26 protein-coding genes and 1 tRNA gene are annotated in these 22,482 nt (G+C 62.1%); 18 read left to right on the top strand and 9 right to left on the bottom strand.

Translation table 11 applies throughout. The features are described 5' to 3' along the window. Nucleotides 1-144: 144 nt before the first annotated feature. Together V1278_RS20245 and V1278_RS20250 are read left to right on the top strand one after the other, a co-directional pair. A complete protein-coding gene (locus V1278_RS20245; RefSeq protein ID WP_028345703.1) occupies nt 145-354 on the top strand; it encodes a cold-shock protein in 210 nt (69 codons plus the stop codon). A gap of 327 nt (nt 355-681) precedes the next feature. Next, nucleotides 682-2,802 (top strand): sodium-translocating pyrophosphatase, encoded by a 2,121-nt coding sequence (locus V1278_RS20250; RefSeq protein ID WP_334382004.1) that lies wholly within the window; start codon nt 682-684, stop codon nt 2,800-2,802. 68 nt (nt 2,803-2,870) lie between these two features. Here V1278_RS20250 and V1278_RS20255 read toward each other — a convergent pair whose 3' ends face one another. Together V1278_RS20255 and V1278_RS20260 are read right to left on the bottom strand one after the other, a co-directional pair. Beyond that, nucleotides 2,871-3,578: a tetratricopeptide repeat protein gene (locus V1278_RS20255; RefSeq protein WP_334382005.1), complete on the bottom strand. Its 708-nt coding sequence runs from the start codon at nt 3,576-3,578 to the stop codon at nt 2,871-2,873. Nucleotides 3,579-3,603: 25 nt separating this feature from the next. Further along, the gene (locus tag V1278_RS20260) at nt 3,604-4,284 is read right to left on the bottom strand and encodes a winged helix-turn-helix domain-containing protein (RefSeq protein ID WP_334382006.1); all 681 of its coding nucleotides are present in this window, start codon (nt 4,282-4,284) and stop codon (nt 3,604-3,606) included. Nucleotides 4,285-4,523: 239 nt separating this feature from the next. Between V1278_RS20260 and V1278_RS20265 the strand changes: the two genes are divergently transcribed. Continuing rightward, on the top strand, nt 4,524-4,961 hold the full coding sequence (locus V1278_RS20265; RefSeq protein ID WP_334384218.1) for a cupin domain-containing protein: 438 nt from the start codon (nt 4,524-4,526) through the stop codon (nt 4,959-4,961). A gap of 199 nt (nt 4,962-5,160) precedes the next feature. Here V1278_RS20265 and V1278_RS20270 read toward each other — a convergent pair whose 3' ends face one another. Both V1278_RS20270 and V1278_RS20275 read right to left on the bottom strand, forming a co-directional pair. Continuing rightward, entirely contained in the window at nt 5,161-6,165 is a 1,005-nt protein-coding gene (locus tag V1278_RS20270; protein WP_334382007.1) for a Bug family tripartite tricarboxylate transporter substrate binding protein, read from the bottom strand. A gap of 212 nt (nt 6,166-6,377) precedes the next feature. Further along, nucleotides 6,378-6,890 carry an outer membrane protein assembly factor BamE gene (locus V1278_RS20275; protein WP_334384219.1) on the bottom strand — a complete coding sequence of 171 codons (513 nt, stop codon included), beginning with the start codon at nt 6,888-6,890 and terminating at the stop codon, nt 6,378-6,380. Between the two features lie 80 nt (nt 6,891-6,970). Between V1278_RS20275 and V1278_RS20280 the strand changes: the two genes are divergently transcribed. The 7 genes from V1278_RS20280 (at nt 6,971) to V1278_RS20310 (ending at nt 11,702) form a co-directional block, all read left to right on the top strand. Beyond that, nucleotides 6,971-7,522: a ubiquinol-cytochrome C chaperone family protein gene (locus tag V1278_RS20280; RefSeq protein ID WP_334382008.1), complete on the top strand. Its 552-nt coding sequence runs from the start codon at nt 6,971-6,973 to the stop codon at nt 7,520-7,522. Continuing rightward, a complete protein-coding gene (locus tag V1278_RS20285; RefSeq protein WP_334382009.1) occupies nt 7,519-8,103 on the top strand; it encodes a YceD family protein in 585 nt (194 codons plus the stop codon). Before V1278_RS20280 ends, V1278_RS20285 begins: the two co-directional genes overlap by 4 nt. A 301-nt stretch (nt 8,104-8,404) precedes the next feature. Continuing rightward, complete coding sequence (gene plsX / locus V1278_RS20290) at nt 8,405-9,451, top strand: phosphate acyltransferase PlsX (RefSeq protein ID WP_334363065.1); 1,047 nt, start codon at nt 8,405-8,407, stop codon at nt 9,449-9,451. After that, entirely contained in the window at nt 9,448-10,425 is a 978-nt protein-coding gene (locus tag V1278_RS20295; protein WP_334363064.1) for a beta-ketoacyl-ACP synthase III, read from the top strand. Before plsX ends, V1278_RS20295 begins: the two co-directional genes overlap by 4 nt. A gap of 133 nt (nt 10,426-10,558) precedes the next feature. Next, nucleotides 10,559-10,888, top strand: a complete 330-nt coding sequence (locus tag V1278_RS20300) for an integration host factor subunit alpha (RefSeq protein WP_057845762.1) — start codon at nt 10,559-10,561, stop codon at nt 10,886-10,888. Between the two features lie 91 nt (nt 10,889-10,979). Continuing rightward, entirely contained in the window at nt 10,980-11,534 is a 555-nt protein-coding gene (locus V1278_RS20305) for a MerR family transcriptional regulator (protein WP_334382010.1), read from the top strand. Between the two features lie 90 nt (nt 11,535-11,624). Further along, nucleotides 11,625-11,702 (top strand) — tRNA-Pro (locus V1278_RS20310). A 31-nt stretch (nt 11,703-11,733) separates the two neighbouring features. Here the strand turns inward: V1278_RS20310 and V1278_RS20315 are convergent. Next, nucleotides 11,734-11,862 (bottom strand): hypothetical protein, encoded by a 129-nt coding sequence (locus V1278_RS20315; protein WP_334363062.1) that lies wholly within the window; start codon nt 11,860-11,862, stop codon nt 11,734-11,736. Nucleotides 11,863-12,167: 305 nt separating this feature from the next. On the opposite strand from V1278_RS20315, the gene V1278_RS20320 reads away from it, so the two are divergent. The 4 genes from V1278_RS20320 (at nt 12,168) to V1278_RS20335 (ending at nt 15,762) form a co-directional block, all read left to right on the top strand. Next, entirely contained in the window at nt 12,168-12,737 is a 570-nt protein-coding gene (locus V1278_RS20320; RefSeq protein ID WP_334382011.1) for a hypothetical protein, read from the top strand. 17 nt (nt 12,738-12,754) lie between these two features. Continuing rightward, nucleotides 12,755-13,420, top strand: coding sequence for a hypothetical protein (locus V1278_RS20325; RefSeq protein ID WP_334382012.1), 666 nt, complete (start codon nt 12,755-12,757; stop codon nt 13,418-13,420). A 316-nt stretch (nt 13,421-13,736) separates the two neighbouring features. After that, a complete protein-coding gene (locus V1278_RS20330) occupies nt 13,737-14,642 on the top strand; it encodes a dihydrodipicolinate synthase family protein (RefSeq protein WP_334363059.1) in 906 nt (301 codons plus the stop codon). 151 nt (nt 14,643-14,793) lie between these two features. Further along, the gene (locus V1278_RS20335; protein WP_334382013.1) at nt 14,794-15,762 is read left to right on the top strand and encodes an SDR family oxidoreductase; all 969 of its coding nucleotides are present in this window, start codon (nt 14,794-14,796) and stop codon (nt 15,760-15,762) included. Between the two features lie 67 nt (nt 15,763-15,829). Here V1278_RS20335 and V1278_RS20340 read toward each other — a convergent pair whose 3' ends face one another. Further along, nucleotides 15,830-16,300, bottom strand: a complete 471-nt coding sequence (locus tag V1278_RS20340; RefSeq protein ID WP_334375009.1) for a GcrA family cell cycle regulator — start codon at nt 16,298-16,300, stop codon at nt 15,830-15,832. Nucleotides 16,301-16,343: 43 nt separating this feature from the next. Beyond that, nucleotides 16,344-16,544, bottom strand: a complete 201-nt coding sequence (locus V1278_RS20345; RefSeq protein ID WP_057845825.1) for a hypothetical protein — start codon at nt 16,542-16,544, stop codon at nt 16,344-16,346. A 260-nt stretch (nt 16,545-16,804) separates the two neighbouring features. Between V1278_RS20345 and V1278_RS20350 the strand changes: the two genes are divergently transcribed. Beyond that, the gene (locus V1278_RS20350) at nt 16,805-17,182 is read left to right on the top strand and encodes a GrlR family regulatory protein (protein ID WP_334363055.1); all 378 of its coding nucleotides are present in this window, start codon (nt 16,805-16,807) and stop codon (nt 17,180-17,182) included. Between the two features lie 19 nt (nt 17,183-17,201). On the opposite strand, the gene V1278_RS20355 is transcribed toward V1278_RS20350, so the two are convergent. After that, complete coding sequence (locus V1278_RS20355; RefSeq protein ID WP_334382014.1) at nt 17,202-18,143, bottom strand: acetamidase/formamidase family protein; 942 nt, start codon at nt 18,141-18,143, stop codon at nt 17,202-17,204. Nucleotides 18,144-18,209: 66 nt separating this feature from the next. Here V1278_RS20355 and V1278_RS20360 point away from each other — a divergent pair, with 66 nt between their 5' ends. The 3 genes from V1278_RS20360 (at nt 18,210) to V1278_RS20370 (ending at nt 21,176) form a co-directional block, all read left to right on the top strand. Next, on the top strand, nt 18,210-19,010 hold the full coding sequence (locus tag V1278_RS20360) for a YdcF family protein (protein ID WP_334382015.1): 801 nt from the start codon (nt 18,210-18,212) through the stop codon (nt 19,008-19,010). A gap of 72 nt (nt 19,011-19,082) precedes the next feature. Next, the gene (locus V1278_RS20365; RefSeq protein WP_334382016.1) at nt 19,083-19,865 is read left to right on the top strand and encodes a DUF169 domain-containing protein; all 783 of its coding nucleotides are present in this window, start codon (nt 19,083-19,085) and stop codon (nt 19,863-19,865) included. 135 nt (nt 19,866-20,000) lie between these two features. After that, nucleotides 20,001-21,176: a saccharopine dehydrogenase family protein gene (locus tag V1278_RS20370; protein ID WP_334363050.1), complete on the top strand. Its 1,176-nt coding sequence runs from the start codon at nt 20,001-20,003 to the stop codon at nt 21,174-21,176. Between the two features lie 31 nt (nt 21,177-21,207). Here the strand turns inward: V1278_RS20370 and V1278_RS20375 are convergent, their stop codons facing one another. Continuing rightward, the gene (locus tag V1278_RS20375; protein ID WP_334382017.1) at nt 21,208-22,455 is read right to left on the bottom strand and encodes an O-antigen ligase family protein; all 1,248 of its coding nucleotides are present in this window, start codon (nt 22,453-22,455) and stop codon (nt 21,208-21,210) included. Nucleotides 22,456-22,482: the final 27 nt, after the last annotated feature.

A 22,482-nucleotide genomic window follows, 5' to 3' on the forward strand; every position in this document is an offset into this window, starting at 1 on the left:
ATAGGTTGTAGCGCATTCGATTACCGCCGTGCCTTTTTGAACGCGCCCCACGGGGCTTCTTTCCAGAGACATCGTCGAGATTGGATTTGAATCCGTGCGATCGCCGCGCGGAATGAAAAGCCTATGTGCTTTGGAGAAGAGAAAATGGCTACGGGAACAGTGAAGTGGTTCAACGGTCAAAAGGGTTTCGGTTTCATTGAGCCGAGCGATGGCAGCAAGGATGTGTTCGTGCACATCTCCGCCGTCGAGCGCGCCGGCCTTGGCGGGCTGGCCGAAGGTCAGAAGGTTCAGTTCGAACTCAAGACTGACAAGATGCGGGGCAAGGTAAGCGCGGAAAACCTGTCGCTGGTCTAAGGCCTCGAAACGGTCGTTTCACGGATGTACTGGAATGGCTCGTGAGCCCGCTCGATCCCTCCCGGGGTTGAGCGGGCTCTTGTATTTTGGCCGGGCCGAATACCCGATGCCCCCGGGCGCCAGTTGGCTGGACGTATTCCGGGTGACACCTTTCAAAAATCGACGGTTTTCGCCCTTCGTGACATTGCGCCGGAGGGACGATTTTGGCATGGTCCCGCCCGATTTGAGGCCGCCCTTCTGGGCAGGGAAGGCCTCCTTTTTATGCGTCCGCCGCTACCCGCGGTGACGGCGCGGGGGTGGAACGAACAAAAAACTGAGGCAAATTCAATGACAGCATTGTGGGTGATTGTGCTCTGCGGAGCGCTTTCGATTGTCTACGCCATCTGGGCCACGTCTTCCGTTCTGAAATCGGACGCCGGCAATCCGCGCATGCAGGAAATCGCGGCGGCTGTCGCTGAAGGCGCGCAGGCCTATCTGCGCCGCCAATACATGACGATCGCCATGGTCGGCGTCGTGATCTTCGCGCTGCTGGCTTACTTCCTCGGGATGCTGGTTGCGATCGGCTTCCTGATCGGCGCGGTGCTGTCGGGCGCTGCCGGCTTCATCGGCATGAACGTCTCGGTTCGCGCCAACGTGCGCACCGCGCAGGCGGCGACTACTTCGCTGGCCGGCGGCCTCGAACTGGCCTTCAAGGCGGGTGCGATCACCGGCCTTCTGGTGGCGGGCCTCGCGTTGCTCGGCGTCACCATCTACTTCGCCTATCTCACCCAGATAATGGGGCTGAAGGCCAACGATCGCGTCGTCGTCGACGCGCTGGTAGCGCTCGGCTTCGGCGCCTCGCTGATCTCGATCTTCGCCCGTCTCGGCGGCGGCATCTTCACCAAGGGCGCCGACGTCGGCGGCGACCTCGTCGGCAAGGTCGAAGCCGGTATTCCCGAAGACGATCCGCGCAACCCGGCGACCATCGCCGACAACGTCGGCGACAACGTCGGCGACTGCGCCGGCATGGCGGCCGACCTGTTCGAGACCTATGCGGTGACCGCGGTCGCCACCATGGTGCTCGCCGCGATCTTCTTCGCGACCTCGCCGCTGCTGGTGAACATGATGACCCTTCCGCTCGCCATCGGCGGCATCTGCATCATCACCTCGATCATCGGCACTTTCTTCGTCAAGCTCGGTGCCAGCCAGTCGATCATGGGGGCCTTGTACAAGGGCCTGATCGCGACCGGCGTGCTGTCGCTGCTCGGCGTCGCAGCCGTCATCCACTGGCTGATCGGTTTCGGCGAGCTGGCGGGCGTGAAGTACACCGGCATGGCGCTGTTCCAATGCGGCGTCGTCGGTCTCGCCGTCACTGGCCTGATCATCTGGATCACCGAATACTATACCGGTACCGATTTTCGCCCGGTGAAGTCGATCGCCTCGTCCTCGGTCACGGGCCACGGCACCAACGTGATCCAGGGTCTGGCGATCTCGATGGAAGCGACTGCGATGCCCGCCATCGTCATCATCGCCGGCATCCTCATCACCTACAGCCTTGCCGGCCTGTTCGGCATCGCGATTGCGACCACGACGATGCTGGCGCTGGCCGGCATGATCGTCGCGCTCGACGCTTTCGGTCCGGTTACCGACAACGCCGGCGGCATTGCCGAAATGGCGGGCCTTCCGAAGGAGGTCCGCAAGTCGACCGACGCGCTGGATGCGGTCGGCAACACCACCAAGGCTGTCACCAAGGGCTATGCGATCGGCTCGGCCGGTCTCGGCGCGCTGGTGCTGTTCGCGGCCTACAATGAAGACCTCAAGTTCTTCATCGCCAATCCTGCGAAGCATCCGTACTTCCAGGGTGTGCTGCCCGACTTCTCGCTCAACAACCCCTACGTGGTGGTCGGTCTGCTGTTCGGCGGCCTGCTGCCGTATCTGTTCGGCGCAATGGGCATGACCGCGGTCGGCCGTGCGGCCGGCGCGATCGTCGAGGAAGTGCGGCGCCAGTTCCGCGAGAAGCCCGGCATCATGCAGGGCACCGACAAGCCGGATTACGGCAAGGCGGTCGACCTGCTGACCAAGGCTGCGATCAAGGAAATGATCATTCCGTCGCTGCTGCCGGTGCTGTCGCCGATCTTCGTCTACTTCGCTATCTACGCGATCGCGGGTGGCGGCGCGGCCGGCAAGTCGGCGGCGTTCTCCGCGGTCGGCGCCATGCTGCTCGGCGTGATCGTGACCGGCCTGTTCGTTGCGATCTCGATGACCTCAGGCGGCGGCGCCTGGGACAACGCCAAGAAGTACATTGAGGACGGCCATTTCGGCGGCAAGGGATCGGACGCCCATAAGGCAGCCGTGACCGGTGACACCGTCGGCGATCCCTACAAGGATACGGCCGGTCCCGCGGTCAACCCGATGATCAAGATCACCAACATCGTGGCGCTGCTGCTGCTTGCGATCCTGGCGCACTGAGCCGGCCGAGAGGCTGATCAAAACGAAAACCCCGCGGTGCGAGCCGCGGGGTTTTTTCATGCCCGAGCCTAATCCAGCAATTGCGATATCCGTTCGTCCCATTCTGGATGCAACTGCCTTAGCGGTGCGAGGAAATGACTCTGAGGCTCTCTCAACTCGCTCATACGGCTTGCGCATTGGCGTGCGTCGTCCAGGTTGCCAAGTGCGATATGGCAGCATGTCAGCGTTTCAAACGTCGGACGGAATGTCGGGCGAATAGCGAGCGCTTTGTTGGCGGTCGCAAGTGCGCTCTCGGCGTCTCCGGCGAGAAGCTGAGCATGGGCAAGCAGATTGTACCAAGCGAGGTTCTGGGGATCGTTCGGATTTAGCGTCAGGCCATGTTCAAGCGGTTCGATTGCCTCTCGCGCCAGACCCGCGAACAAGCGGGCCAGGCCGAGAATCAGATGCCCTAACGCGAAGCTTGAGCTCAATGCGATCGCCTTCTCGGCTGCCGATACGGCTACGAGCGGTGCGTTGTTGTAAGCGTTCGCGATGGCGAAGGCATAGTGCGCGTAGGGGTCTCTCGGATCGAGGGTGATTGCATGCGCCGCGGCATCCACGCCCTCCTTGCTGTCCACGGCGGGCGTGTCGCTCCAGCCGTAGGCGATTATCCCGGCGCTGACGCGCCCAAGCCAGATGTGGGATTCCGGCAGATCCGGATCGATTGCGCATGCGCGACGAAATAGCGTCCGCGCAGCCAGATGGCCCACGCGGGTGACCTTGTGAAAATGCCACATTCCCTGACGCACGAGGTCCCAGGGGTCATATTGCCGGTATGACGCAACGCTGCAAAATGGGATTCTGTCTTGAGAAGCTCGGGCTCGATCGCACCCGCGACCCGCTCGGCGATCTCGTCCTGGATCGCAAAGACATCAGCCATCTCCAGATCGTAGCGCTCCGCCCATACATTGCTGCCGTCGCTCGCGTCGATGAACTGAGCCGTAATGCGCAGTCGAAGGGGGATTGGCGAACGCTTCCCTGCAACACGTAACGCGCGCCAAGCTCGCGAGCGGCTTGCAGCACATCGATCTGCTTGCCCTTGAAAATAAAGGCAGAACCGCGCCCGATGACCCGGAACCAGCGAAACCGAGATAGCGCCGTGATGATATCTTCGGTCAGCCCATCGGCGAGATATTCTTTGTCGACCTCGCCAATGATGTCGAAAGGCAGAACCGCGATAATCGGGCGCGACTGGGCATTGCTCTCAGCGCGCTGCGGCGTGGCGCTCTGCGCCCGAGAAGCGACCGGCCCAGCAAACCGGTAGCCGACACGCGGGACCGTCGTGATCCATTCGGAGCCGTCATGGGCGGTGCCGAGCAGCTTACGTAGCGCCGCGATCTGGACTGACAGGTTGCTTTCCTCCACGGCGACGCCAGGCCAGGCAACGTCCATCAGGCTCGCTTTGTCGAGGATTCTGCCGGGCGACTCCAGGAACGCGCGCAACAGCAGGAGGCCCTGTGGCCGACCACGACCGGTCGGCCGTCCCGTGACAGCATTCCGCGATCCATATCAAGCATGAACGGGCCAAAGGTGAAGGGCTCGCTGGGCATGCGGCGAGCTTACCGAGCTTTGGAAGAATTTGGAATTTTTCGGACCAATCTTTGAGACTCCGGCCCTCCAGACAAGTGATCCTGCGCATGTTGGGTAAGACAATCCGAACCGGAGAGACGGCAATGAGCAACATGATCGTACGGGAACGGCACGGCGTGGAATCGGGCGGTGGCGGGAATGGCTTTGTCGTGAAGGGGAGCAAAGGCTACCGCGCCGAGCAGGGCTCCGACTATCAGCCGGGGATCAGTGCGGAGACTGTCGGTTCGAAAATGATCTGGCTCGGCATCATTACGCTGCCGGCCGGCCGACGCACCAAAGCCCATGTCCACGAGCATCATGAGACGGCGCTCTACATGATGAGCGGGGACGAGCTGGAGATCTGGACCGGCGACCAGCTTCAGCACTGCGAAAAGGTACACCCCGGTGACTACATCTATATTCCGGCGGGCGTTCTGCACGTTGCGGTTAATCGCGCTGCCTCGCCGTCGGCCTTCGTGGGATCGCGCAGCGAAGCGACTGCCCAAGAGAGCGTGGTGATGCGGCCGGAGATGGATGCGCGTGTCCCGTGAGTGATCCTGACGCACTGAGCGGCGACAAGCTGATCGAAAGAATCCCGCGGTGAAAGCCGCGGGGTTCTTGTCTTTCGGATAGCTCAACCGGGGTTTCCCGGAGTGCTGCTGATCCGGGGGCCATCGCTGTGGTAGAAAGCGTGGGTCCCGGCTCTGCGGAGCAGCGCGAAGCGCGCTGCACCGCGTCCGGGACAGGACTTTAATTCACATCCATCTGCAGGCCTTCGCGCTTGATGATCTCGCCGAACTTCGCCGTCTCGGCCTGCACGAAATCGGAGAACTGTTGTGGCGTTCCCCAGTCGGCGGTCGCGCCCATCTTCCCGATCGTCTTCTGGACGTCCTCCCGCGCCAGCATCGCCTTGATCTCCTTGTTGAGCGATTCAACGGCGGGAGCGGGCGTGGCCTTCGGCAGGAAGATGCCGAACCAGGAGGAGACGTCGAACTTCGAAAGCTCCGGCGCGCTTTCGCGCATGGTCGGAACGTTCGGGGCGAGTGTGCTGCGCTCGGGCGTGGTGACGGCGAGCGCGGTGAGTTTGCCTTCCTGGGTCTGCGGCAGCGTCGGGTAGAGATTGTCGAACAGGATCTGGATATCGCCGGCCAGCGCCGCCTGCAGCGCGGGGCCTGCGCCGCGGAACGGCACGTGCACCATCTTCAATCCGGTGAGCTGCAGGAACCAGGCGCCCGTGAGGTGAGGGCTCTGGCCTACGCCTGAGGAGGCATAGGTGAGCTTGTCCGGGTTGGCCTTGATGTAGGCGATCAGGTCGGGAATCGACTTGATGCCGGTCGACGGATGCGCCGACACGATATTCGGAATCCGGATCATGTTGCTGACCGGCTGCAACTGGTCGGCCTTGTAGGTCATGTTGCGGAAGATGCTGTAGGCAATCGCATTCGGACCGGGATTACCGACCAGGATGACGTGGCCGTCCGCCTTGCCCCGCACGACTTCGGCGGTGCCGATGGTGCCGCCGCCGCCGGAGCGGTTTTCCACGACCGCGGACTGACCCCAGGCGGTCTGCAGATGTGCGGCCAACAGTCGTCCCATCACGTCGGTGCTGCCGCCGGCTGCCGCTGGCACAATGAGACGGACGGTCTCGGTCGGGCGCCAGTCGGTGCCATAACTCGCGCGCGGCAAGATCGCCGCAGCGGAAATGCCCGCGGCTCCGGTCAACACACGGCGGCGAGAAAAAGTTTTAATCGTCACAAGTTAACTCCCTGCTGAATCATTATTGATTGGCCGCGAGCCTAGGCAACGCGCGCATGCAGGGCAAGCGGGCGACTTGGCACAGGTTTTCCGCCTCGCGGAACAGGCGAAGTCGCCATGACGTTTTCGAGCGAAGTAGATGCGGTTCGCTTAACGACAACGCAAAGACAAAGTGCGGAGCTTGGTTCTGATTCAATCAGAACCGATTGGCGCTAGTTAAAGCTGAGCAGCTTGAACAGCGGCGTCAGATAGCTGAGCTCCTGGCCGGACGTTGGCGTGGTGCGGCTGATGAAGTCGAAGATCTTGCCGTCCTGCAATCCGTAATTGGCGAGCCGCGTCACCTGGCGGTTCTTGTCGAAATAGATCGCGATCACGCGCTGGTCCACGACCTGCTGATTCATGAACGCGACTTTGCGCTCGGAGCGCTGCGAGATGTAATAAAACACCTCGCCGTTCAAGGTCGCGACCGTTGATGGCGTTCCCATCACGATCAGCACCTGGTCCTGGCTGGCGCCGATCGGAATCTGCTCCAACGCGTTGGGCGGCAGGATGTAGCCCTTCTGGAACTGCTCGCCGGTGCATCCGGCGAGCGCCGCGCAGACCAGTGCAATGGCTGCGGCGGCGCGAAAGCCGCACCGGCGCGCGGTCAGGCGGCGCGGCGTGGACACGCGGGCGCTCAGGTGGCTCATTTCGGTCATCTCAGGAATTCGCCCGTCCTCTTGCATCGCGCGGTGCGTTGACGTACCGGGCAGCACGCTTGATTGCAACATGCGCGGCCCGGGAGGGCTCGCTTGCGGAACCCACAATGCTTTGGCCGTTCAATCACTTCAGGAAACCCCGGACGCCGCTGCGCGGCACCATCGAGGCCATCTATGGCATGATCGTGACGCAGGCGCGAGAACCGTTGTTTTATCGGGACTTTGGGGTTCCGGACACGGTTAACGGCCGTTTTGACCTGCTTCTCCTGCACTTGTGGCTGGTCCTGCGGCGGCTGAAGTCGGTGGAGGGTGGCGCGACGCTGTCGCAGGGGCTATTCGACCATTTTTGCAACGATATGGACGACAATCTGCGTGAGATGGGGGTTGGAGACCTCGCGGTGCCGAAGCGCATGCAGGCCTTCGGCGAAGCCTTCTATGGCCGGACCGCGGCCTATGATCTTGCGCTAACCGAGGGCCGCGAGGCACTGGCGCAGGCGATGTGCAAGAATATCCTGAACGGCGAGAACATCGAAAAGGCCCGACTGCTTGCCGCCTACGCCGAGGCGGCAATGGCGGGGCTCGACAGCCTCGACGAGGCGACGCTGGTGAGCGGCCGGGGCAAGTTTCCCTCGCCGGAGAAAGCAGGCGCGCAGCAATGAGCAAGACTGGCACAGAGAACCCCGATCCGTGGCGTGTTCCCGTTGCGGTGGCGCAGATCCCCGAGACGGGCCTGCATCGCGACATCGAGGCTGATCAGGCCATCCGCAAAGCCATGGCCGACACGGGCGGCTTGCGCGAGGTGCTATCGGCGCAGGCTTCCTTCGACGTGACGCCGAAGAGCGGCGGCCGCTTCCATGTGGCCGGCCATGTGCGGGCGCGGATCGGGCAGACCTGCGTGGTGACGCTGGAAGAGATCGAGAACGAGGTCGACGAGCCGATCGACCTGATGTTCGCTCCGCCCGAGCAGATCCCGCAGATGGCCGCGCTGGTCGATGACGCTGAAGAAAGCGACGAGGAAACGCCCGATCCGCCCGAGCCGATCGAGAACGGCATGATCGATCTCGGCAGGGTTGCCACCGATGCATTGTATCTCGCGGTCGATCCATATCCGCGCAAACCCGGCGTCGTATTTGAGCCGATCGTTGAAGCCGCCGATCCCGAGGATCACCCATTCGCGGCGCTCAAGGCGTTGAAGGCCGCGCCGAAGAAATCCGGCACCGGGAAGCCCAAAGGCAAGTAGCCGGTGGTTAAAGTAGTCTATGTGGCCGCATTCGGTTTGATGTAGCTGCACTATCTCGCCAGGAATCCTCAATAAGATATTGAATTATCTGAATATATTTCTTATTCTCGGTTTCGGGCCACACCGCTTCGCTTTTGCCAAAAGACGGCGGTCAAGAGGTTGTGTCGGGCCGGGGACACGCTATTGTCGCGGCCCGGCGGAGGCGCGGTACCGCGTTTCGCCGAGCACCGCCTAACGGTGCCATTCCAGTGCGCCGCCGGCCTCTACGAGGGCCGCCAGAGATCAGGTTTCCGGGACGTTCATGCCGCAAAAGGTTCGCATCGCGCTTGACGCCATGGGTGGCGATGTCGGCGCATCGGTCGTCATTCCCGGCGCTGCAATTTCTTTGAAGCGGCATCCCGACAGCGAATTCCTGCTCTACGGCGACAGCAAGCAGATCGACGAACAACTCGCCAAGTACCCGGCGCTGCAAAAGGCGTCGCGCGTGATCCACACCGACGTCACTGTGAGCATGCACGACAAGCCGAGCCAGGCGCTGCGTCGCGGCCGCAAGACGTCGTCGATGTGGCTTGCGATTGATGCGGTGAAGCGAGGCGAGGCCGACGTCGCGGTCTCCGCCGGCAATACGGGCGCGCTGATGGCGATGGCGCGTTTCCACCTGCACACCATGCAAGGGATCGATCGTCCGGCCATTGCCGGCGTGTGGCCGACGGCGCGCGGCGATTCCGTCGTGCTCGACCTCGGTGCCACGATCGGCGGCGACGCGCACCATCTCGTGGCGCTGGCGGTGATGGGCAGTGCAATGGCGAGCGTGCTGTTGAATCGGGAACGGCCGACTGTCGGCCTCCTCAACATCGGGGTCGAGGAGATCAAGGGCCATGAGGAGATCCGCGAGGCCGCCGAGCTGCTGCGCGCGTCGCAGCTCAATTATATCGGCTTCGTCGAAGGCGACGGGATCGGCGCGGGCGCGGCTGACGTGATCGTGTCGGAAGGCTTTAGCGGCAACATCGCGCTGAAGGCTGCGGAGGGAACCGCGCGCCAGATGGCGGACTTCCTGCGCCAGGCCATGACGAGCAGTTGGCTGTCCCGGATCGGCTACCTATTCGCCCGGAGCGCGTTCAAGGCGCTGCGGGACAAGCTCGACCCGAATAAATCCAATGGCGGTGTTTTGCTCGGCTTGAAGGGCGTGGTCGTCAAAAGCCACGGCGGAATCAGCGCCGAAGGCTTTGCCTACGCAGTCGATGTTGGCTATGAGATGGTCCGCTGCGATCTCCTCACCAAGATCAATCAGATGATGAATAGCGACGGCAGTGCGCTGGCACCGACCGCGCAGGAGGCTGTCTCGTGACTGCGAAACGTTCGGTGGTGCTGGGCTGCGGCTCTTACCTGCCGCAGAAGGTGCTGACCAATGCCGAACTGGCGGCCCGAATCGATACTTCGGACGAGTGGATCGTGCAGCGTACCGGCATTCGGGAGCGCCACATCGCGGCCGAAGGCGAGTTCACCTCGCACCTGGCGATCAACGCCGCGCGCGCGGCGCTGGAACATGCCGGTCTCGACGCCCAGGCGATCGATCTGATCGTGCTCGCGACCTCGACGCCGGACAACACCTTTCCGGCCACCGCGGTTGCAGTCCAGAGCGGGCTCGGTATCCATCATGGCGCCGCCTTCGATCTGCAGGCGGTGTGTTCCGGCTTCGTCTTCGCGCTCGCCACCGCCGACAATTTCCTGCGCTCCGGCGCCTACAAGCGCGCGCTGGTGATCGGTGCGGAGACGTTTTCGCGCATTCTCGACTGGAACGACCGCGGCACCTGCGTGCTATTCGGCGACGGCGCCGGCGCGGTCGTATTGGAGGCGCAGGACCAGCCGGGTTTGCCGTCGGATCGCGGCGTGCTCACGACCCATCTGCGCTCGGACGGCCGGCACCAGTCGAAGCTGTTCGTGGACGGTGGTCCGTCCACGACGCAGACCGTCGGCCATCTCCGGATGGAGGGCCGCGAAGTGTTCAAGCACGCGGTCGGCATGATCACGGACGTGATTGTGGACGCCTTCGATGCGACCGGGACGACGGCCGAGGACATCGATTGGTTCATCCCGCATCAGGCCAACAAGCGAATCATCGATGCTTCGGCGCATAAGCTTCATATTGCGCCGCAGAAGGTGGTGCTGACCGTCGATTTGCACGGCAACACGTCGGCTGCGTCGATCCCGCTGGCGCTTGCGGTTGCCGTCAAGGACGGGCGGGTGAAGAAAGGCGATCTGGTGCTGTTCGAAGCCATGGGCGGCGGCTTCACCTGGGGTTCCGCGCTGGTGCGCTGGTAGACGTAGCGCAAAAGTACTGTCTAAAATTGTAGTGCGGTTCCATGCTTCTGCATGATGGTCGCTGTTGACCATTGCGTGCTAACCTCATAATTTCAGGGAATAAATTTTGTTCGCCGAGAGTGCGGGGCAGGCGATGACCGGGACCGGAAAAACAGTCACACGTGTCGATTTGTGCGAGGCGGTCTACCAGAAGGTGGGCCTGTCGCGGACGGAATCTTCAGCGTTTGTCGAACTCGTTCTGAAAGAAATTACCGATTGCCTGGAGAAGGGCGAGACAGTGAAGCTGTCGTCGTTCGGCTCATTCATGGTGCGCAAGAAGGGTCAGCGTATCGGACGTAATCCGAAGACCGGTACTGAAGTGCCGATCTCGCCGCGTCGCGTGATGGTGTTCAAACCATCAGCTATTCTGAAGCAGCGGATCAACGGTCACGCGCCCGGCAACGGCGAAAGCAAGACCGACTAACAAGACCGACTAGCGAGATCGAGTAGCACGGCTGCGTAGCAAGGCGAGTACCGCGTCTTCACCAACGAGATAAGTTGAGAGGAGCTGGCACTTGGACAAGGCGCCGGATGCGTTCCGCACCATCAGCGAAGTCGCTGAAGAGCTCGACATTCCCCAGCACGTGTTGCGGTTCTGGGAGACGCGGTTCGCCCAGATCAAGCCGATGAAGCGAAGCGGCGGGCGGCGGTACTACCGCCCCGACGACGTCGACTTGCTGAAGGGCATCCGCCGTCTGCTGTACGGCGAGGGCTATACGATCCGCGGCGTGCAGCGCATCCTCAAAGAGCACGGCATCAAATCGGTGCAGGGCCTCGCCGACCAGACCTCGGCGGTCACCTTCGGTGCAGTCGAGGAAGCGATCGGCCTCAGCTTGCAGGAGCCCGATGAGGGCGAGATTCCGACCGTCGCAGCCGACGATGAGGACTACGAGACCGAAGAGAAGGAAATCGACTACCGCTTCGTCGACACCGACGACGACGGCATTTTGCTGCCGTTTGCGAGGGCCAAGCCGGGCCCGTCGGACGCGGACCGCGAGCGCCTGGAGCGGGTGCTGCAGGACCTGATCGCCTGCAAGCAATTGCTGGATAACGCGCTGAAGGACGGCTGAGCGGGCGGTCGGAACTGGCGGTCAACCGGCCGCAATGAGGCCGCTCTCCTGCCTTGCGCCGGGCGCGGATCGCAGCTAATGGAACGGCATCGGAGCGTGGCGCAGCCCGGTTAGCGCACTAGTCTGGGAGACTAGGGGTCGAAGGTTCAAATCCTTTCGCTCCGACCAATTCTTTCACGGGTGGCGATTGTGATCGCTGCTAGATGCCGAGAACCCAGACGGCAACAATGGTCCCCAACACAGCTATTCCGCTGACTGTCCAGCCCGTCAAATAGGCCGCACCATTCGTTTCCGGTCGATCAACCATGGTATCGCGCCACTGGGTCATGGCGGCCTCCTGTTCGTTTTTATTGATACTGCCTCCGGTATGTAGGTCGCTGCCGCGCGCTCAAGGTTCAAGCGACGCTGACCGCGAAATAGTCCCCCACGGCTCTCATGACCCAACCAAGCTCGATACCTGCGCATCCCCAACGGGCCGGAGACGCGCGGCATCTTGGGGCATGCCGGCAGGTAGTAAGTCCGGCTTAACCCAACCGGCAGATCGAACTGATGCCAACCTTCCCGGCACATCCGGACGCCGCTATATAGAGCCGATTGCAACCTCTGCAGGTGCGTGAGGCCATGAATTTCTTGATGCGTGCAGCCTTTGTTCTAGGCGGCATATTTCTAGGTGTGAACCTGATCAACTACTTCGTCCTGGGCCATTCCGGGGATTACCTGCCGGGCGGCGAACGCATGGGCGAGTGGAAAGCGGCCAAAATACGCGAGGCGTGTTACCCCGCGCTTGAACATCTCGAAAGGGACGGGCAGCTCCCGAAGCTTTCGACCGACAAGCATCGCGTCGATTGGCGAGACCTCACCAGCGCGAAAGAGATGACGGCGGCGCTGAACTGCTATCTCGTCACGCACCCGAACGCGGTCTGCGAGCGGGACAATCGCGCCTACATCGTCGATTACATCGGTCGCTATTTTGCGAAATTCGATGAGATGATGAATACCGCCAAGCGATATGGCGAATCCGAAATGTCGACGGTCAGAGATCTCTGGGACAGTCCACGCAATCGCGCGATCAACGCGGCCTTGATGCAGGACGCCAGCAATGGCCGCCTGATCACCGCGGATTTCGGCTGGACCGTCCCGGCGCCAATAAAGCCGATGCTCGATCGCTACAAGGGCGCGACCGACAACTGCCCCAGGGCTTAGCAGCGGGAGCTTGAAAATTGATCCGTCAGGCTCTCACCCTCATGCTGGCCTTCATCGGAGGTTTCCTCGTGGTCGGCGGGTGGATCTGGGGCCCGAAAGTAACGAGTGCGATGTCAAGTTTCGTCTCGGTCGGGCCCAGTGTTTCGTTGTTCGCCGACACCAGTCGTATCGGGCGGCCGGAAACCGCGCCGGTGGTGCGAAGCTGTATCTTCAAAGTGATGGACCTCGGTCCGGACGCCAACAAGATGGAGCCGAGCGCGGCGTACTTCGTCCTGAAGGCCGGCAGTATGCAGGCAAACGTTTCCTCTATGCTTGGCAAGTCAGACCGCTGGTCCGAAAATCAGACACTCAATCTGGCCAACACATGGGGACAATTGGCGAGCTGCATTTACGCGCTGGATGATCGCGAACTCTGCGATCCTGATAACCGCGCAGCGGCAGTAGAAGCCACCACAAAGTTCTTTGCCTACGCGAAGCAGACCAGCGCTTCCGCGGGCAAGCCGGCGATATCAGCCAGCGACGCACGCGACATCGAAAATGTCAGCGATCGCTTATTGCTCATGCTCAAGAACCACCGTCGTTACGGTACGCTTGTGGGCGGCGATTTCGGCAGTTTTGCCCCGGCCGAAATAATGCAGGTCATGCGCGGCGAGCAAGCAACCCGCGACATCTGCAAGCACTGACCCGAGACGATCAGCTCGAAATGTGTGAAGTGCGCCCTGCATCGGCTCGCAATGCATTATCGCCGATCTGACCGTCAGCGTTGACGTTGGAAACGCTGCTTCGACATTCGATAGGCTTGCCTCAGCCGGCCGACCGCCGGGAACGCGGCATGTGGTCCCCGCGGGTCGAGACCACGCGCAAATGCAGACGCGGCGTTTCCGCTACTCTGCCGTGTCGATTCCGCAACTGGATCGCCGCTCCGACCTTCGGTAGGCTTGGTTTGCGAAAGCGGGAGATACGCCCGCACGTACCGGATGGAAACAGCGAGGGCAGGCCATGAAAATGCGCCCCACCGGCGTGATACCGCCAATGACGACGCCGTTCCGAAAGGACGGCGAGATTGATTTCAAACTCGTTGCTCCCCAGGTCGACTGGTTGATCGCGGCCGGTAGCCACGGCATGGCGGCCGGCGGTTCGACCGGGGAGGGGCATACGCTAGATCACGAGGAATATCGTGATCTGGTGGCGGCAACGGTGGAGGCCGCGAAAGGGCGCGCGCCCGTGATCGCCGGCATCATCGTCGATTCCACCCGTGATGCGATCCGGCGCGGCAAGCTGGTGCGCGACATGGATGTTGCAGCGCTGCAGGTGACGCCGGTGCATTATTTGTTCAAGCCGGACGAGCAGGCGATGGTCGACCATTTCCGCCGCATGGCCGACGAAACCGGTATGCCGATCATCATCTACAACGTCGTGCCCTGGTCCTATCTGTCGCCAGCGCTGCTGACGCGGATCATGAACGAGGTGCCGCTCATCGTCGGCGTCAAGCAGAGTGCGGGTGATCTGAAACTGTTTGCCGACCTCATGATGATGGCGCCGGACAAACTGATCTACAGCGCGGTCGATGCGCTGATGTACCCGTCCTATACGCTCGGCGCGCATGGTTCGATCGCGGCGATCCTGAGCGCCGCGCCGCATGCTTCCGTCGAGCTCTGGAATGTGGTCAAGGCAGGCAACCACGCTCGCGCACTAGAGCTGCACAAGAAACTGCTGACGCTGTGGAACGTGATCGTCTCGGACAATCTGCCGGCATGCACGCGCTATGCGCAGTCGTTGCAGGGGCTGCCGACGACATTCTCCCGCGCGCCGATGCCGGAAGCATCGCCCGCGCAGCAGGCCGCGATCCGGAAGGCGCTGGAGGGTTTGGGCGCGCTCGGCGGCTCGCGCGAGGCAGCAGAGTAATTCCGCTGCGCGAAAACGCCCTGTAAGACAATCGAGCCGCCCGTCTCGCGGACCGCTTTACCGGCAGCTCCCACCTGTTACTGTCGTTCCGCACGGGCTCCATGCCATGAGGGCCCCAACTCAAAAATTGAAAACCGAGGTAAGCGTCTCAATGAAGGATTTTGCCGGAAAGTTCGCCGTGATCACCGGGGGCGGCACGGGCATGGGCCGCGAGCTCGCGCGTCAGCTCGTGGCCGAAGGCTGCAATGTCGCGATGTGCGACGTCTCGCCGGAAGCGACGGCCGAGACCAAGCGGCTGTGCGAGGCGGAAAGGCTGCCGCGGGGCCTGCGCGTCACCACCCATGTCGCCGACGTTTCCATCGAGGCGCATCTGCAGCGCTTCCGTGACGAACTGATCGAGCAGCAGGCGACCGACAAGATCCATCTGTTGTTCAACAATGCCGGCATCGGCGGCGGTGGCAGCCTGTTCACCAACACGCGCGAGCAATGGGAGCGCACCTTCAACATCTGCTGGGGCGGCGTCTATCTCGGTGTTCGCACTTTTCTGCCGCTTATGATGAAGGCCGACGAGGCCCACATCATCAACACATCGAGTGTCAACGGCTTCTGGGCATCCGTGGGCCTGGGTGCCTCGCACACGGCCTACAGCGCCGCCAAGTTCGCAGTGAAAGGCTTTACCGAAGCGTTGATGACGGATCTGCGGCTCAACGCCCCGCACATCAAATGCTCTGTCGTGATGCCCGGGCATATCGGCACTTCGATCGTTGCCAATTCGCGCAAGATCCAGAGCGGCTCGGAATCCGATGAACTCAGCCCGAACGAGATCCTGGCGACCCGGCAGCGCCTGAAGGGCATGGGCATCGACACCGCGCCGATGTCGGATGACGACATCCAGAAGATCGCGCTCGACCGCGCGCGCTCTTTCCGCGAGGAGGCGCCGACCACGGCGGCGGCTGCGGCAAAAATCATCCTCGACGGCGTCAAGGCCGAGCGCTGGCGGATTCTCGTCGGCGACGATGCGCACAAGCTCGACGAGCGGGTACGGCAGGCCCCGGAGAAGGCCTACACGCCGGAGTTCTTCAAGAGCTTTACGGAAGAGGTCGGCTGGCGGCTCGGGTAGTGGACGATCGGTTCTGATGGAATCAGAACCGAAGCTCTGGACGCGTCGTCACGGCAACTGACGCTGCTCACGCGCGCGAGACGCGCTGACGCGAACCCGGGCGGTAGGCGAGGCGGGTGTGGCCCGAGCAATAGGGCATGCCTTCCACCGGCGTATTGCCGCAAAAGCAGAAGTCCTCTGCGCCTGGCGTGCTGATCGGCCAGCGGCATCTTTCGTTGCTGAGTTCGTATAGCGAGCAGCGGCGTTCGCTTACGATAGGCTCTTCCTGTAGCGGCTGCGCGTTTTCGTAGACGGCTTGCAGGACTTGGTACTGCAGCCTGGGGACGGATTTCCTGGAGCGCTCCCTGGCAACTTTGGTCGGACGCGGCTCGGCGGGGGCGGGCCCCCGCGTCAATTGCAGGCGCGAGAGTTTGCCGATCACGGCGTTACGGCTGACGCCGATGCTGGCCGCGATCTCGCGGCAGGTGAGGCCGGCTTCAAAATGGCTTTTCAGGAGTTCGACGCGATCGGTGGTCCAGGTCGGTACATTCGTAAGCATTTTCTCGGTTCCACATTCTGTGAAAACCGCCGCGTTGCTCCCGTCAGGACGTCTTGCCGTTGTCGCGGATTGCAAGCAGCCCATCCTTGATGGCGAGCCGAATGCCTTCCTCGATCAGGGTCCTTGCAACGCCGGGAACACTTGTGCCGTGGGTGCCCTGTCTCACCAATCTTTCCATATAAGCGATGGTCGAGAGCGCCAAGGTCACGGGAACGCGGTCGGTTTCGGCTTTTTCTGTAGCCATGGGGAACGCTAACTTTTAAACGCTGTACTGAAAAGTTACTATTTCGACTCTATTTAGTTTTACACACATGAGTCAAACGCCTTGTGGATAGCTCTCTATCCATTTGAAAAAACATATTAAAAGCTGAAGCCGGGTTTGTGGATTAACCAAAGCGCCCGTGACGCGCAGCGCGCGGCAGTCTTAACGGCGGTTACAGGCGCGGCGAAACGATCCAGCCGTGTGGGCCATTTCCCCATTGCTTCGCGCTGCAGGGAATGCCGATGATGTCCTGGGACGGCGGCAAGGGCGCAATGACGGTAACGAACGGTCTCTACACCATTCATATCGAGATGACGGACGGCGGGCATGGCCGCGCGCACGGCGTGATTGTGCTGCGCGACGGCAAGATCGCCGGCGGTGACTCGTATTTCTATTACACGGGCTCTTACACCGCAGATCGCGGCAAGTGGCGCGGTGAACTGATCACCAACGAGCACACGAAATCGGTTGGCGCGCTGCCGCTGTTCGGCGGGCGCGAAGTCACTTGCGGCTTCAGCGGGTCATACGCCGCCGATGGCGCGCAAGTGCAGGGGACTGCGTTGGTCGGAAAGACCAGCGTATTGTTCTACGCGCGGTTGAAGCTGCGCTCTCCTTTTTGAAGAGGCGCAGGTCGTCCGATCAGCCGTGCACGACCGCCTTCGCGATCATGCAGTGAATGCCCTTGGAGCCGTTTACGGTTTGCGTCACGCGCAAATCGGCGGCGAGGCTGCAGAGCGTGTAGGCATCCTCGCGCGACAGATTGCGCTTCTCGCCGAGCAGCACGATCATGTCGCGCAACGCCCGCACCACGCATTGATCGAGATCGGGGTCCATCGCCATTGTCATGTAATGGTTAGGCGTTTCCGCGCGGGGATAGGCGAGCCGCAGGTCCTTGCGCAGCGTCAGACGGAAGCGGCCCTGCAGCGCGGTCTCGATCGCGGTGACGCAGACTTCACCATCGCCCTGCACGCCGTGGCCGTCGCCGCAGGAGAACAGCGCGCCCGGCACGAACACCGGCAGATACAGCTTGGTGCCGGCGCCCAGCTCCTTGTTGTCGAGATTGCCGCCCATCGCGCGCGGGATCAGCGAGGTGATGCGGCCCCAGGCGGGTGGCGGCGCCACGCCCATCACGCCGAAAAACGGCTTGAGCGGCAGATCGAGCCCCCACGGCATCTGTCCCACCATCCGCTCGCGGTCGAGCGGAATGTTCAGGATCCGCGTTTCGTGAAAATCGTCGGGTAGCGTCCCCGCCAGCGGACGGATCAGATTGTAGCCCCAATCCTGTCGGAGCTGGACGTCGAGAATCTCGACCTCCAGCACGTCACCGGGCTCGGCCCCTTCCACGGCGACCGGGCCGGTGAGAATGTGGCCCGGCAGCATCCGCTCGCTTCGCGCGTGAATGTCGACAAGCTCGGGAGGTACGTGAAACTTGCTGCGATCAGGCACCACGTCCGGGCCGCCGGTCACGGTGTCGATGGTGACTTCGTCGCCGCTGGCGATGGTCAGGACGGGCTTCAATTTGGCTTCGAAGAAGCCCCAGTGGCAGGTTTCGGGGCTGGAATGCAGGTGATGATGGGGCATGCGGAGGCTTTTGGTTGCTGCAATGGCGTCGTATGACGCTGTACCAGACATTGTCAGAGGCTTCCCTTGTTTTTTGTCCTCTCCAAGACGCTCGGCTTTCTGCTGTTGCCGACGAATCTGCTGATCGGCGTAGGCTTCGTCGGCGCCATCCTGATGTTCACCCGCTTTGCATCGCTCGGCCGCAAGCTGGTGATCGCAGCCGTTCTACTGCTCGTCATCTGCGGACTGTCGCCGCTCGGGAACCTGCTGCTCTATCCGCTGGAGCAGCGCTTTCCGCCATGGGACGGGGCGCGCGGCGCGCCTGATGGCATCATCGTGCTCGGCGCGTCGATCGAAGCCGATCTTTCCACTGCGCACGGCAGGCCGGTGGTGCGCAGCTCGCCCGACCGCCTGATCGCGGCTGCCGCGCTGGCACACCGCTACCCGAAGGCGCGCATTGTTTTCTCTGGCGGCAGTGCGAAACTGATTTCGAACGACGCCAGGGAAGCCGATTTCGCTGGCGCCATCTTCGAAAGCCTCGGCATCGACAAGTCGCGGCTGATCATGGAACGGGGTTCCCGCAACACGCAGGAGAACGCGGAATTCTCCAAAGCCTTGCTTGCGCCCAAGGAAGGCGAGCGTTGGCTGTTGGTGACCTCGGCCTTCCATATGCCGCGATCGATCGGCCTGTTCCGGAAGGCGGGATTTGCGGTCGAACCTTATCCCGTCGACTGGCGGGTCGGCGGACGTGACGATGTATTTGACTTCACCAATATCGCGATCGATGGACTGGGACGGACCGACGTGGCGGTGCGCGAATGGATGGGCCTGATCGCTTACCGCGCAACCGGCAAGATCGACGAGTTGTTGCCGGGTCCGGCAAAGTAGCAGCGGGCAGCCAGCCGGGCTACAATCGAAGGACAGGCGCCGGCTAAGCGCGCCGATTTGGGAGTTGACGCCATGCAACAGCAGATGCCGGAAGCGTTCGATTTGGCCGGCATGGTGGCCGACCTGAACAGCCTGCTACGGCTAAAGACGACTGTGATCGGTATCAAGATGTTTGCCAGCGTCGAGGAGATGACGGCAATTCCAAAAATCCGGCGTCCCTCGGCGGTGCATACCACCGATCAGATCGTCAGCATGGCTTCGCGGCTCGGCTGGACCGTCGGCATCACCGGCGACGATCTGGTCGGCGCGCAATGCCGTGCGGTGATCGGGCTTGCTCCGCAGGACGAGAAGTGGCTCGCGGGGGAAAACTACGTCGGCGTCTGGCATGGCACCGCCGAAGACGCACGCAAGCGTCAGGAAGCGCTCGACGTTGTGCCCTTCGGCCAGTATGAAGCAATGGCAGTGAGCCCGCTCTCCAGCGGGCGGCTCAATCCGCCGGATATTTGTCTGGTCTACGCCACGCCCGGTCAGATGATCATTCTGATCAACGGCCTGCAATATACCGGGTACAAGAAATTCGAATGGGGCGTGGTCGGCGAGACCGCCTGCGCGGATTCCTGGGGCAGGGCGCTGAAGACTGGCGAGCCGTCGCTCTCGCTGCCGTGCTTTGCGGAACGGCGTTACGGCGGCGTGCCTGATGAGGAGATGCTGATCGCGCTCAAGCCGGTGCATCTTGCCAAGGCCATCGTAGGCATGAAGCAGCTCGCGAAGAACGGCCTGCGCTATCCGATCGCGCCCTATGGCATTCAGGCCGACGTGCGCGCCGGGATGGGCGTGTCCTACGGAAAGAAATAGGCTTGCGAAATGCAGCCGAAGCCGTCATTGCGAGCGCAGCGAAGCATCCATGGTGCGGCAAGGCGGGAGTGGATTGTTTCGTCGCTTCGCTCCTCGCAATGACGGCGATAATTATCGACCAGCAGGGAATCCAGAATGAACTCTTCGAAATTCGACATCGTCGTCTACGGCGCCACCGGCTTCACCGGCCAGCTCGTCGCCGAATATCTCGCCGAGCATTACAAAGGTGACGGGAGCCTGAAATGGGCGATGGCCGGTCGCAGCAAGGACAAGCTCGCTGCCGTCCGTGACGCGATCGGCGCGCCCAAGGATACACCGTTGATCGTGGCCGATGCGGCCGATCCTGCGTCGGTGAAGGCGATGGTGGAGCAGACGAAATCGGTGATTGCGGGTGTCGGTCCATATCAGCTTTACGGAAGCGATCTAGTCGCCACCTGCGCTGCAACTGGCACCGATTATCTCGACTATTGCGGCGAGCCGATCTGGATGCGTCAAATGATCGACGCGCACGAGGCGCAGGCGAAAGCAAGCGGGGCGCGCGTCATGTTCTCATGCGGCTTCGACTCGCTACCGTTTGAACTTGGCGCGTTCTTCGTCCAGACGGAGGCCAAGCGCGTGTTGGGTGTGCCCGCCTCTCGCGTCAAAGGTCGGGTGCGCGATATGCGCGGCACGCTCTCTGGTGGTACTGCCGCAAGCGCCAAGGCGACGTTCGATGCTGTCGCCAAGGATCTCAGCCTCATCTCCATCCTGAACGATCCCTTTGCGCTCACACCGGGATTCAGCGGCGTGCGACAGCCGCGCGGTAACAAGCCGGTTTACGAAGAAGATCTTCAATCCTGGGCCGCGCCTTTCATGATGGCCTTGATCAACACGCGCAACGTTCATCGCTCTAACATGCTTATGGGATTCCCGTACGGCCGCGAGTTCGTCTACGACGAGATGGTATTGACCGGTCCCGGCGATCAGGGAGAAGCGAACGCGAAGCTTGTGATGGCTGCGAACAACGAAAAGACCGGCCCCAATGCACGCAAGCCGGGCGAGGGGCCGTCGAAGGAAGAGCGGGAAAATGGCCTTTACGATTTGCTCTATGTCGCGATCGCGCCTGATGGAGGCCAAGTCCGTGCATCCGTGAAAGGCGACCGCGATCCCTACGGTTCGACCTCGAAGATGATCTCCGAATGCGCGATCTGCCTGCTGCGCGACGCGCCCGATGTCCCGGCCGGCATCTGGACGCCGGGTGCAGCGATGCAGCACAAGCTGATCAAGCGATTGGTTGATCACGCTGGGTTGACGTTCACGGTGGAGCAATAGCCTCGGATTGTAGTCGCACGGGTCGTCGGCACTATGAGCGCGGATCGGCACCCGCCTTCCAGCGTTCGGCGGCGACGAACATGCCCCACATCGTTCCCAGCATCATCCAGAAGTGCCGCCAATGGTCGGTATCGATGATGAAGCTCTCGCCGACCGTGCCGAGGAAGGCTGCGAAGATTGCCAGATAGGCCGGCTGCCAGGGCACGCGGACGAAGACATACCGGAAGCCCGTCAGAACCGTGACGAAGACCAGCGCCGGATAGCAGACGCCGGAGAGCCAACCGCCCGACATGAACGCGTTCAGGTATGAATTGTGGGTGTCTTCCGGGAAGTAGCGGGTGAACTGTAGCGGGCCGATGCCGAATGGCAGACCCAGCGCCATTTCTGCGCCGAGAATATGCCGGCCGAACCGGCCGAAGCGGCCTTCGTCGTAGCTCTGGTCCAGGCTGGCGCGCTCCTTGAATAGCTGCGCAATCGAATCGAACGACAGCAGCACCGCAACCAGGGCGGCCGCCAGCACTACGGTAACGAGCGCCATCACGATGATGCGCGAGCGCTGCGACTGCGAGCGGCTGGTCAGCACCATCAATGCCAGCACGAAGCCCGAGGTGATGACAAGCATGCCCCACGCAGCGCGTGAGAACGCCAGGAGAATGGCCAACGATATGATGCCAAACACGATCGCGCTGCGGAACGCCTTGCCGAATTTGTCCGTGACCACGCTTTGCAGCACGAGCAGCGCCGGCAGGACCAGGAACGCGCCAAACACGTTCGGGTCCTTGAAGGTGCCGCGGGCGCGGTCATACAGCGTCAGCAGGTCGCGCCCGCCGGGGACGAGATTGAAGTAACCCGCGATGCCTGCGAGCGCCGCAATCATCGCGCCGACGATGAGGCCGCGCCGGAGCATGTCGAGCCGCGCCGCGGTATCCTCGGAAATCACCATCGCGAAGAAGAGGACCGTGATCGCCATATACCAGGAGGTCGCAATCCAGCTCGGCACGTTGGGCCGATCCATGACGGCGACCGCACCGATACTGTAGCCGAGGTTGAGCAGGAACAAGAGCAACAGCAGCGGCATGAACACCAGCCGCATCCGCGCGCCCGTTGCGAAGAAGATCACCGAGGCGGCAAGCGTCGCCAGCTCATAGGGGCTCGGCTCGATGAAGACGATGGCGATGGATGCACCCACCAGCCAAACCAGCGCGCGCTGCAGCGCGAGCACGCCGGGCGCGGCCGTTATCGATGGGAGCGATCCCCCGGCTGTCGCCGCATACGCCATCACATACTCACGCAACTCAACAAAACA

This window comes from Bradyrhizobium sp. AZCC 1577 (genome assembly GCF_036924575.1).
In the GTDB taxonomy this organism is placed as follows: Bacteria; Pseudomonadota; Alphaproteobacteria; order Rhizobiales; family Xanthobacteraceae; genus Bradyrhizobium.

Excerpts from the sequence above, each read along its gene's own strand:
- V1278_RS20320 (WP_334382011.1), top strand. The coding sequence starts at position 12,168 with ATGCGTGCAGCCTTTGTTCTAGGCGGCATATTTCTAGGTGTGAACCTG.
- V1278_RS20330 (WP_334363059.1), top strand. The coding sequence starts at position 13,737 with ATGAAAATGCGCCCCACCGGCGTGATACCGCCAATGACGACGCCGTTC.
- V1278_RS20315 (WP_334363062.1), bottom strand. The coding sequence starts at position 11,862 with ATGACCCAGTGGCGCGATACCATGGTTGATCGACCGGAAACGAATGGT.
- V1278_RS20285 (WP_334382009.1), top strand. The coding sequence starts at position 7,519 with ATGAGCAAGACTGGCACAGAGAACCCCGATCCGTGGCGTGTTCCCGTT.
- V1278_RS20365 (WP_334382016.1), top strand. The coding sequence starts at position 19,083 with ATGCAACAGCAGATGCCGGAAGCGTTCGATTTGGCCGGCATGGTGGCC.
- V1278_RS20335 (WP_334382013.1), top strand. The coding sequence starts at position 14,794 with ATGAAGGATTTTGCCGGAAAGTTCGCCGTGATCACCGGGGGCGGCACG.
- V1278_RS20250 (WP_334382004.1), top strand. The coding sequence starts at position 682 with ATGACAGCATTGTGGGTGATTGTGCTCTGCGGAGCGCTTTCGATTGTC.
- V1278_RS20265 (WP_334384218.1), top strand. The coding sequence starts at position 4,524 with ATGATCGTACGGGAACGGCACGGCGTGGAATCGGGCGGTGGCGGGAAT.
- plsX (WP_334363065.1), top strand. The coding sequence starts at position 8,405 with ATGCCGCAAAAGGTTCGCATCGCGCTTGACGCCATGGGTGGCGATGTC.
- V1278_RS20355 (WP_334382014.1), bottom strand. The coding sequence starts at position 18,143 with ATGCCCCATCATCACCTGCATTCCAGCCCCGAAACCTGCCACTGGGGC.
- V1278_RS20370 (WP_334363050.1), top strand. The coding sequence starts at position 20,001 with ATGAACTCTTCGAAATTCGACATCGTCGTCTACGGCGCCACCGGCTTC.
- V1278_RS20350 (WP_334363055.1), top strand. The coding sequence starts at position 16,805 with ATGATGTCCTGGGACGGCGGCAAGGGCGCAATGACGGTAACGAACGGT.
- V1278_RS20345 (WP_057845825.1), bottom strand. The coding sequence starts at position 16,544 with ATGGCTACAGAAAAAGCCGAAACCGACCGCGTTCCCGTGACCTTGGCG.
- V1278_RS20300 (WP_057845762.1), top strand. The coding sequence starts at position 10,559 with ATGACCGGGACCGGAAAAACAGTCACACGTGTCGATTTGTGCGAGGCG.
- V1278_RS20280 (WP_334382008.1), top strand. The coding sequence starts at position 6,971 with ATGCTTTGGCCGTTCAATCACTTCAGGAAACCCCGGACGCCGCTGCGC.
- V1278_RS20375 (WP_334382017.1), bottom strand. The coding sequence starts at position 22,455 with ATGGCGTATGCGGCGACAGCCGGGGGATCGCTCCCATCGATAACGGCC.
- V1278_RS20255 (WP_334382005.1), bottom strand. The coding sequence starts at position 3,578 with ATGTGGCATTTTCACAAGGTCACCCGCGTGGGCCATCTGGCTGCGCGG.
- V1278_RS20245 (WP_028345703.1), top strand. The coding sequence starts at position 145 with ATGGCTACGGGAACAGTGAAGTGGTTCAACGGTCAAAAGGGTTTCGGT.
- V1278_RS20275 (WP_334384219.1), bottom strand. The coding sequence starts at position 6,890 with ATGCAAGAGGACGGGCGAATTCCTGAGATGACCGAAATGAGCCACCTG.
- V1278_RS20340 (WP_334375009.1), bottom strand. The coding sequence starts at position 16,300 with ATGCTTACGAATGTACCGACCTGGACCACCGATCGCGTCGAACTCCTG.